The sequence below is a fragment of the Massilia phosphatilytica genome (assembly GCF_977014125.1).
In genome coordinates this window covers 1-7,214 of the sequence record NZ_CDRNIL010000062.1, presented here as the reverse complement: position 1 = coordinate 7,214, position 7,214 = coordinate 1, and the positions used below count along the sequence as shown (strand labels likewise).

9 protein-coding genes and 1 pseudogene are annotated in these 7,214 nt (G+C 67.9%); 6 read left to right on the top strand and 4 right to left on the bottom strand.

Annotated features, from left to right (window positions below):
* Positions 1-82: 82 nt before the first annotated feature.
* From ACWNCF_RS02285 to ACWNCF_RS02275, 3 genes are all read left to right on the top strand, one after another.
* Positions 83-991, top strand: a complete 909-nt coding sequence (locus ACWNCF_RS02285; RefSeq protein ID WP_449405869.1) for an Hpt domain-containing response regulator — start codon at positions 83-85, stop codon at positions 989-991.
* Positions 991-2,124, top strand: a complete 1,134-nt coding sequence (locus ACWNCF_RS02280) for an HD domain-containing phosphohydrolase (protein ID WP_449405868.1) — start codon at positions 991-993, stop codon at positions 2,122-2,124. Before ACWNCF_RS02285 ends, ACWNCF_RS02280 begins: the two co-directional genes overlap by 1 nt.
* 72 nt (positions 2,125-2,196) lie before the next feature.
* Positions 2,197-2,784 (top strand): hypothetical protein, encoded by a 588-nt coding sequence (locus ACWNCF_RS02275; protein ID WP_449405867.1) that lies wholly within the window; start codon positions 2,197-2,199, stop codon positions 2,782-2,784.
* Here ACWNCF_RS02275 and ACWNCF_RS02270 read toward each other — a convergent pair.
* Together ACWNCF_RS02270 and ACWNCF_RS02265 are read right to left on the bottom strand one after the other, a co-directional pair.
* Entirely contained in the window at positions 2,778-3,089 is a 312-nt protein-coding gene (locus ACWNCF_RS02270; protein WP_449405866.1) for a hypothetical protein, read from the bottom strand. The genes ACWNCF_RS02275 and ACWNCF_RS02270 overlap by 7 nt on opposite strands.
* A gap of 217 nt (positions 3,090-3,306) precedes the next feature.
* The gene (locus ACWNCF_RS02265; RefSeq protein WP_449405865.1) at positions 3,307-3,954 is read right to left on the bottom strand and encodes an ABC transporter ATP-binding protein; all 648 of its coding nucleotides are present in this window, start codon (positions 3,952-3,954) and stop codon (positions 3,307-3,309) included.
* Positions 3,955-4,124: 170 nt separating this feature from the next.
* Between ACWNCF_RS02265 and ACWNCF_RS02260 the strand changes: the two are divergent.
* The 3 genes and pseudogenes from ACWNCF_RS02260 to ACWNCF_RS02250 all read left to right on the top strand — a co-directional run.
* A pseudogene (locus ACWNCF_RS02260) lies at positions 4,125-4,472 on the top strand (L-histidine N(alpha)-methyltransferase); the annotation flags it as partial.
* A gap of 380 nt (positions 4,473-4,852) precedes the next feature.
* Positions 4,853-5,401, top strand: coding sequence for a hypothetical protein (locus ACWNCF_RS02255; RefSeq protein ID WP_449405864.1), 549 nt, complete (start codon positions 4,853-4,855; stop codon positions 5,399-5,401).
* Between the two features lie 207 nt (positions 5,402-5,608).
* Positions 5,609-5,875: a hypothetical protein gene (locus ACWNCF_RS02250; RefSeq protein WP_449405863.1), complete on the top strand. Its 267-nt coding sequence runs from the start codon at positions 5,609-5,611 to the stop codon at positions 5,873-5,875.
* A gap of 51 nt (positions 5,876-5,926) precedes the next feature.
* Here ACWNCF_RS02250 and ACWNCF_RS02245 read toward each other — a convergent pair whose 3' ends face one another.
* Positions 5,927-6,328, bottom strand: a complete 402-nt coding sequence (locus ACWNCF_RS02245; RefSeq protein ID WP_449405862.1) for a hypothetical protein — start codon at positions 6,326-6,328, stop codon at positions 5,927-5,929.
* 497 nt (positions 6,329-6,825) lie between these two features.
* Positions 6,826-7,080, bottom strand: a complete 255-nt coding sequence (locus ACWNCF_RS02240; protein WP_449405861.1) for an HD domain-containing protein — start codon at positions 7,078-7,080, stop codon at positions 6,826-6,828.
* Positions 7,081-7,214 lie beyond the last annotated feature (134 nt).

Sequence of the window (7,214 nt, the reverse complement as noted above, 5' to 3'; positions counted from 1 at the left end):
TTGTGTACTTCGTTCAGTTGCGTATTGCTAAGGTTAAAACGGAGGAGTTAGTTGGATGATCCAGCACCTGATGGACCTCGAAATGCCGCAGCTGGACGGCCACGCGGCCACCGTCGAACTGCGCAAGGATGCGCGTTTCGATAGGTTGCCGATCGTCGCCATGACGGCGCACGCGCTGGCCGAGATCCGCGAACGCTGCCTGCGCGAAGGCATGCAGGACTACGTCGCCAAGCCGGTCGAGCCGGAGAAGCTGTACGCCACGCTGGCGCGCTGGATCGGCCAGGCCGTGCCGCCGCCGCTGCCGGCCGGGGACGCCGTCGCGCCGGACGGGCCCACGCTGCCGGGACTGTCGAACGTGTCCGGCATCGACTCCTCGTACGGCCTGCGCCACGTGGCGGGCAACGTCGCGCTGTACGTCCAGCTGCTGGACCGCTTCCGCGCCGCCCAGCGCGCCGCCGGCGCCGAGATCCGCGCCGACTACGAGGCCGGCCGGCTGCGCCAGGCGGCCGCGCGCGCGCACCTGCTGCGCGGCGTGGCCGGCAACATCGGCGCGCGCGAGCTGCAGACGCTGGCGCAGGCGGTGGAAGAGGGCCTGGCGCTGGCCTCGCCCGACCGCGCCCGCGCGGCGTCCGGCGTGCGCGCGCTGGAAGCGGCCGTGGAAGCGACGATGGCATCGCTCGACCGTTATTTTGCCCACGCGGCCGCCGCCCCGCCCGAGTCCGCGCCGATTGACGCGCCCGCGGCGGACGGCGCCACCGGCGGCGACGCCGATGCGCTCGCCGCCGCCGCCCAGCTCGACCACCTGCTGGCCGAATACTCGGGCGACGCCATCGATTACTTCGAGACGGTGCGCGCGCTGCTCGCGGGCGTCCTCGACGGCGAGCGGATGGCACGCCTGGCGCAGCACCTGTCCCGTTACGAATTCGAAGAGGCGCGCCGGCTGCTGCCGCAGGCGGCCGCCGCAACCCGCCCCGATACCGCGGAAACCTGATGAATATTGCAGCCACCGGACACCCCGGCAACAACGACAAGCCGACCATCCTGATCGTCGACGACACGCCCGACAACATCATGCTGCTGTCGCGCCTCCTCAAGGACAGGTACAACACGAAGGTCGCCAACAACGGCACCCTGGCGCTGCAGATCGCCCAGTCCACGCCCGGGCTGGACCTGATCCTGCTCGACGTCATGATGCCCGGCCTGGACGGCTACGAAACGTGCCGCCAGCTGAAAGCCAATCCCGTCACGGCCGGTATCCCGGTCATCTTCCTGACGGCGAAGAACCAGGTCGAGGACGAGGCGATGGGCCTGTCGCTGGGCGCCGTCGACTGCATCGCCAAGCCGGTCAGCCCCCCGATCCTGTTTGCCCGCGTGGCCACGCAGCTGACGCTCCTCGATGCGCGCCGCCAGCTGCAGGCACACAACGAGAACCTGGAAAAGCTCGTGCAGGACCGCACCGCGCAGCTCGCGCTGATGCAGGAGGCGATCATCATGGCGATGGGGACGCTGGCCGAGACGCGCGACAACACGGCGGTGGCGAAGGGCGACAATCACATCCGCCGCACGCAGAACTATGTGCGCGCGCTGGCGCAGCACCTGCAGCGCCATCCGCGCTTCGCGGCCGAACTCAGCGACGAGAACATCGAGCTGCTGTACCGCTCGGCGCCGCTGCACGACATCGGCAAGGTCGGCATCCCGGACCGCATCCTGCTCAAGCCCGGCCTGCTCGACCGCGAGGAATTCGAGGTCATGAAGCTGCACGCCGTGTACGGCCGCGACACGATCATGCTCGTCGAGAAGCACATCGGCGGCACCAACGGCTTTTTGATGTTCGCGCGCGAGATCGCCCATTCGCACCAGGAAAAGTGGGACGGCTCCGGCTACCCAGACCGCCTGGCGGGCGAGCAGATCCCGCTGTCGGCGCGCCTGATGGCCGTGGCCGACGTGTACGACGCGCTGATCTCGCGCCGCGTGTACAAGGCCGCGTTCACCCACCGCCAGGCGCTGGACGTGATGCGCAAGGGCCGCGGCACGCATTTCGATCCTGACGTGCTCGACGCCTTCTTCGAGATCGAGGACAGGTTCGCCGCCATCGCCGCCGAATTCCGCGACGCCGACGCGTAATCCGGTGCGAGCCCTTCCGCGCACGGGCCGAATGATATATATTGTTTGGCTTGTTTGAAGAAGGAGGTCCCGATGGCGAGGGCGACGACGGCCAGGGCGGCCGCGAAGACCGCAGTGAAGCCGGCAGTGAAGCCGGCAGCGAAGGCGACGGCAAAGCCGGCCGCGAAGAAGGCAGCGGTCGCGAAAACGGCTGCCGTGAAGACGGCGCCGGCAAAGACGCCCGTGAAAACGGCCGCGGCGAAAACGACAACGAAGGCGAAGGCGCCGGCGCCGGCGAAGACGACGCGCGCGAAGGCCGCCGGTCCGGCCACGGTGGCCCGGCAGGCGGCACGCGCCATCGCCGCGCCCGCCCACGGCGCGCGCACGAAGCGCGCATCCGCGGCGGCAGCGACGGCACCGTCCGCGCGCCCGCGCCTCGTGCGCGACAGCTTCACGATGCCCGAGCAGGAATACGCCGTGCTCGGCGCCGTCAAGCAGGCCTGCCTCAAGGCCGGCCTCGACGTCAAGAAGAGCGAACTGCTGCGCATCGGCGTGGCGCTGCTCGGCCAGCTCGACATGGCGGCCGTGCGCGCCGTGCTCGCCAGCCTGCCCCAGCTCAAGACGGGACGCCCGCGGGCGAGTGACGCCGCCCGTGGCGCAGCGCCGCGCCGCGCTCAGTGATGGGTCGGCGGCGGCGCCTCGGTGCGCGCTTCGGCCGTCAATTCCTTCAGCTCGCGGATCGGGATATTCGACTTCTCGTGCATCCGCAGCAGGATCGTCGCGCCGACGTTCAGCTTGCGGTGCCGGATCTTGCTGATGATGGGCGGCTGGACCTCCAGGACGCGGCACAGTTCCGCGTCGTTCTTCAGCTGCATTCGTTGAATCAAGGTGTCGAGTAATTTGTTCGGAACAAAACTCGACGGCTCCATGGCCCGGGCGCGATGCATCGCCTCGAGCAACTCTTGTTTTTTCTGCCGTACGCTCATGAACTCCTCCGCATGGGAAATTGTTCAAGACAGATCGACTGTTTTGGAGAGTTGCGGTTCCGCTCGGCTCTTGCCCCGTCCGAATGGAATCCAGCCCGACCGTTTCGTTTTGTTGACTTATGCCTGGTGGGTTTGTTGGAATGCTACTACGGAGTTGACAAATCCGACGCACTGTTCATGACTAAAACGCCATAACGCACATCTTTCTTGCTGGAATTTACGTTAATTTCAGTCCGGAACGTGTCAAAACGAAGGTGCGGTCGGCCATCGCGGCCGCCGCGTGCGAATGGGTGACCATGATCGCGCCCGCGCCGCTGGCCTTGATCTCGGCGCGCAGCAGGCGCAGGATGCCGTCGGCCGTTTCCGGGTCGAGGTTGCCGGTCGGCTCGTCCGCCAGCAGCAGGGCGGGGCGGTGCACGAGGGCGCGCGCGATGGCCACCCGCTGCAGCTCGCCGCCCGACAACTGGCGCGGGAAGTCGGCGCCGCGCCCGGCCAGGCCGACCGCGTCCAGCATCTGCGTGGCGCGCGCCGGGTCCGGACTGCCGTTCAACAGCAGCGGCAGTGCGACGTTCTGTGCGAGCGTCAGGTGCGGCAGCACGTGGAAGGCCTGGAAGATGAAGCCCATGCGCGTGCGCCGCAGGCGCGTGGCGGCGTCGTCGTCCAGCGCCGTCATGGGCGTGCCGTCGACGCGGACCTCGCCGCCGTCCGGCGCGTCGAGCCCGGCGATCAGGTTCAGCAGCGTGGACTTGCCCACCCCCGATTCGCCCATGACCGCGACGAATTCGCCCGGTTCGAAGCGGTGCGAGAGGGCCGCCAGCACGGTGCGGCCGCCATAGGATTTGCTGAGGTTGACGAGTTCGAGCATGGATCGCCGGGTTGGCAAAACCGCTACTCTAGCACGCGCGGTAGCACGCGGGCGACGGCCCGTTCACTCGTCACGCATGCGCGTGCGGAATCCCGGAATCGCGTATCATGGCCGGAACGGCAACATTCCAGCCGGCCGCGCGGTGCGGCCGCACTACCGAGGACGCCCCGATGCTGAACGCCACATCGCCCGCAGTGCCCGCAGCAAACGATGGATTGCATGTACCCGCCGAACTGGACGAGAGCTTGCGCGCCCGCCAGGCCTGCATCTCGCCCAAATTCCTGTACGACCCGCTCGGCTCGAAACTGTTCGAGGCGATCTGCGAACTGCCCGAGTACTATCCCACGCGGACGGAGGCCGGCATCTTCGACCTGCACGGCGCCGAGATCGCGCGCACGGTCGGCACGGGTGCTACCCTGATCGACCTGGGCGCCGGCAATTGCGCCAAGGCCGCGGGCCTGTTCCCGCTGCTGCAGCCGCGCCAGTACGTCCCCATCGACATCTCGGCCGACTTCCTGCACGACGCCGTGGGATGGTCTCGGGCAGTTCGGTGGCCTCAAACCGTTTCGAGCCCCGACGGTCGTGCAGCTGGGCGAGATGCAGGCCTGGCGGGCGCGCAAGCTCTCGTCATGTTGGCGGGTACATGCAATCCATCGTTTGCTGCACATGCGGGGAGTGTGGCATTTCACATCGGGGCCGTCCTCGGTAGTGCAGCCACACACAGCCACTGAGAATGTTCGTTCGGCCATGATACGCGATTCCGGGATTCCGCACGCGCATGCGTGACGAACGGGCCGTCGCCGCGTGCCTACCGCGCGCGTGCTAGAGTAGGCGTTTTGCCAACCCGGCGATCCATGCTCGAACTCGTCAACCTCAGCAATTCTATGGCGGCCGCGCCGTGCTGGCGGCCCTCTCGCACCGCTTCGAACCGGGCGGATTCGTCGCGGTCGTGGGCGAATCGGGGGTGGGCCAGTCCACGCTGCTGATCGCGGCTCGACGCGCCGGACGGCGGCGAGGTCCGCGTCGACGGCGCGCCCATGACGGCGCTGGACGACGACGCCGCCACGCGCCTGCGGCGCACGCGCAGTGGGCTTCATCTTCCAGGCCTTCCTGCGGCCGCCTGACGCTCGCAGGCAACGTCGCACTGCCGCTGCTGTTGAACGGCAGTCCGGACCCGGCGCGCGCCACCGCGGATGCTGGACGCGGTCGGCCTGGCCAGGGCGCGGCGCCGACTTCCCGCGCCAGTTGTCGGGCGGCGAGCTGGGCGTCGCGCACGCCCTGTGCCGCCCCGCCTGCTGCTGGCGGAGCGAGCCGACCGGCCAAGCTGCTGGAGCCCGACGGCATCCTGCGCCTGCTGCGCGCCGAGATCAAGGCCAGCGGCGCGGGCGTCGTGGTCACCCCATTCCGCAGCACAGCAGCCATGGCCAACCGCACCTTCGGTTTTTGACACGTTCCCGGACTGGAGACGACGTAATTCCAGCAAGAAGATCTGCGTATGGCGTTTTAGGTCATTGGAGCAGTTTCCGTCGGATTTGTCGACTCCGTAGTAGCATTCCAACAAACCCACCACGGTGACCGAACAAAACGAAACGGTCGGCTGGATTCCATTCGAGCGGGCAGAGGCCGAAGCGGAACCACAACAGTCAATATCTTCTTGAACAATTTCCATGCGGAGGATTCATGGCGCCAGAGCAAGAGTTTGCTCGAGGCGATGCATCGCGCCGGGCCGTGGAGCCGTCGATTTTTTGTTCCGAACAAATTACTCGACACCTTGATTCAACGAATCCGCGACGACGCGGAACTGTGCCGCGTCCTGGAGCCGCCGCCGTCGTCGCAAGATCCGGCACCGCAAGCTGAACGTCGGCGCGACGATCCTGCTGCGGATGCACGAGAAGTCGAATATCCCGAATCCGCGAGCTGAAGGAATTGACGGCCGAAGCACGGGCGCCGAGCTGCGCCGCCGCCGACCCCATCACTGAGCGCGGCGCGGCGCTGGCCGCGGGCGGCGTCGCTCCCGCCGGCGGCACTGCAGCTGGGCACTGCGAGCGCCGCGCGCGCGCCGCCATGTCGACTCGGCCCGAGCAGCGCCACGCCGATGCGCAGCGGTTCGCTCTTCTTGACGTCCGAGCCGCCTTGAGGCAGGCCTGCTTGAGCGGCGCCGAGCACGGCGTATTCCTGCTCGGGCATCGTGGGAGCTCGCGCACGAGGCGCGGGCGCGGACGGTCTGCGCCGCGGAATGGCGGTTCGTGCGCGCGCCGTGGGCGGGCGCGGCGATGGCGCGCGTCCGGGCCGCGGTCGCCGGCGGCCTTCGGCGCGCGTCGTCTTCGCCGGCGCCGGCGCCTTCGCCTTCGTTGTCCGTTTTCGCCGCAGCCATTTTAGCGGGCGTCTTTGCCGGCGCTCTTCACGGCCACCGGTTTCGCGACCGCTGCCTTCTTCGCGGCGGCTTTGCCGTCGCCTTCGCTGCCGGCTCACTCCAGCTTCGCTGCGGTCCCTTCGCGGCCGCCCTCGGCCTTCGGTGCCTTGCACTTGCAAACAAGGCCGACGATGTCCTTCGGCCCGTGGCCGGAAGGGCTCGCACCGGATTACGCGTCGGCGCTCGCGGAATTCGGCGGCGATGTGGCCGCGAACCTTCCTCCTCGATCTCGAAGAAGGCGTCGAGCACGTAGGATCGAAATGCGTGCCGCGGCCCTTGCGCATGCCACGCGTCCAGCGCCTGGCGGTGGGTGAACGCACGTGTGCCGCGGCGCGAGATCGAGCGCGTCGTACACGTCGGCCACGGCCATGGCGCGCCGACGGCGGGATCTGTAGGCGGTCTGGGTAGCCGGAGCATCCACTTTCCTGGTGCCGATGGGCAATCTCGCGCGCGAAGCATCAAAAAGCCGTTGGTGCCGCCGATGTGCTTCTCAACAACAGTGATCCTGTCAGCGGCCGGTGCACGGCGTGCAGCTTCATGACCTCGAATTCCTCGCGGTCGAGCAGGCCGGGCTTGAGCAGATGCATCGGGATGCCGACCTTGCCGATGTCGTGCAGCGGCGCCGAGCGGTACAGCAGCTCGATGTTCTCGTCGCTGAGTTCGGCCGCGAAGCGCGGATGGCATTGCAGGTGCTGCGCCAGCGCGCGCACCATAGTTCTGCGTGCGGCGGATGTGATTGTCGCCCTTCGCCACCGCCGTGCTGTCACGCGTCTCGGCCAGCGTCCCCATCGCCATGATGATCAGGTGCTGGATCATCCAACTAACTCCTCGTTTTAACCTTGATGAT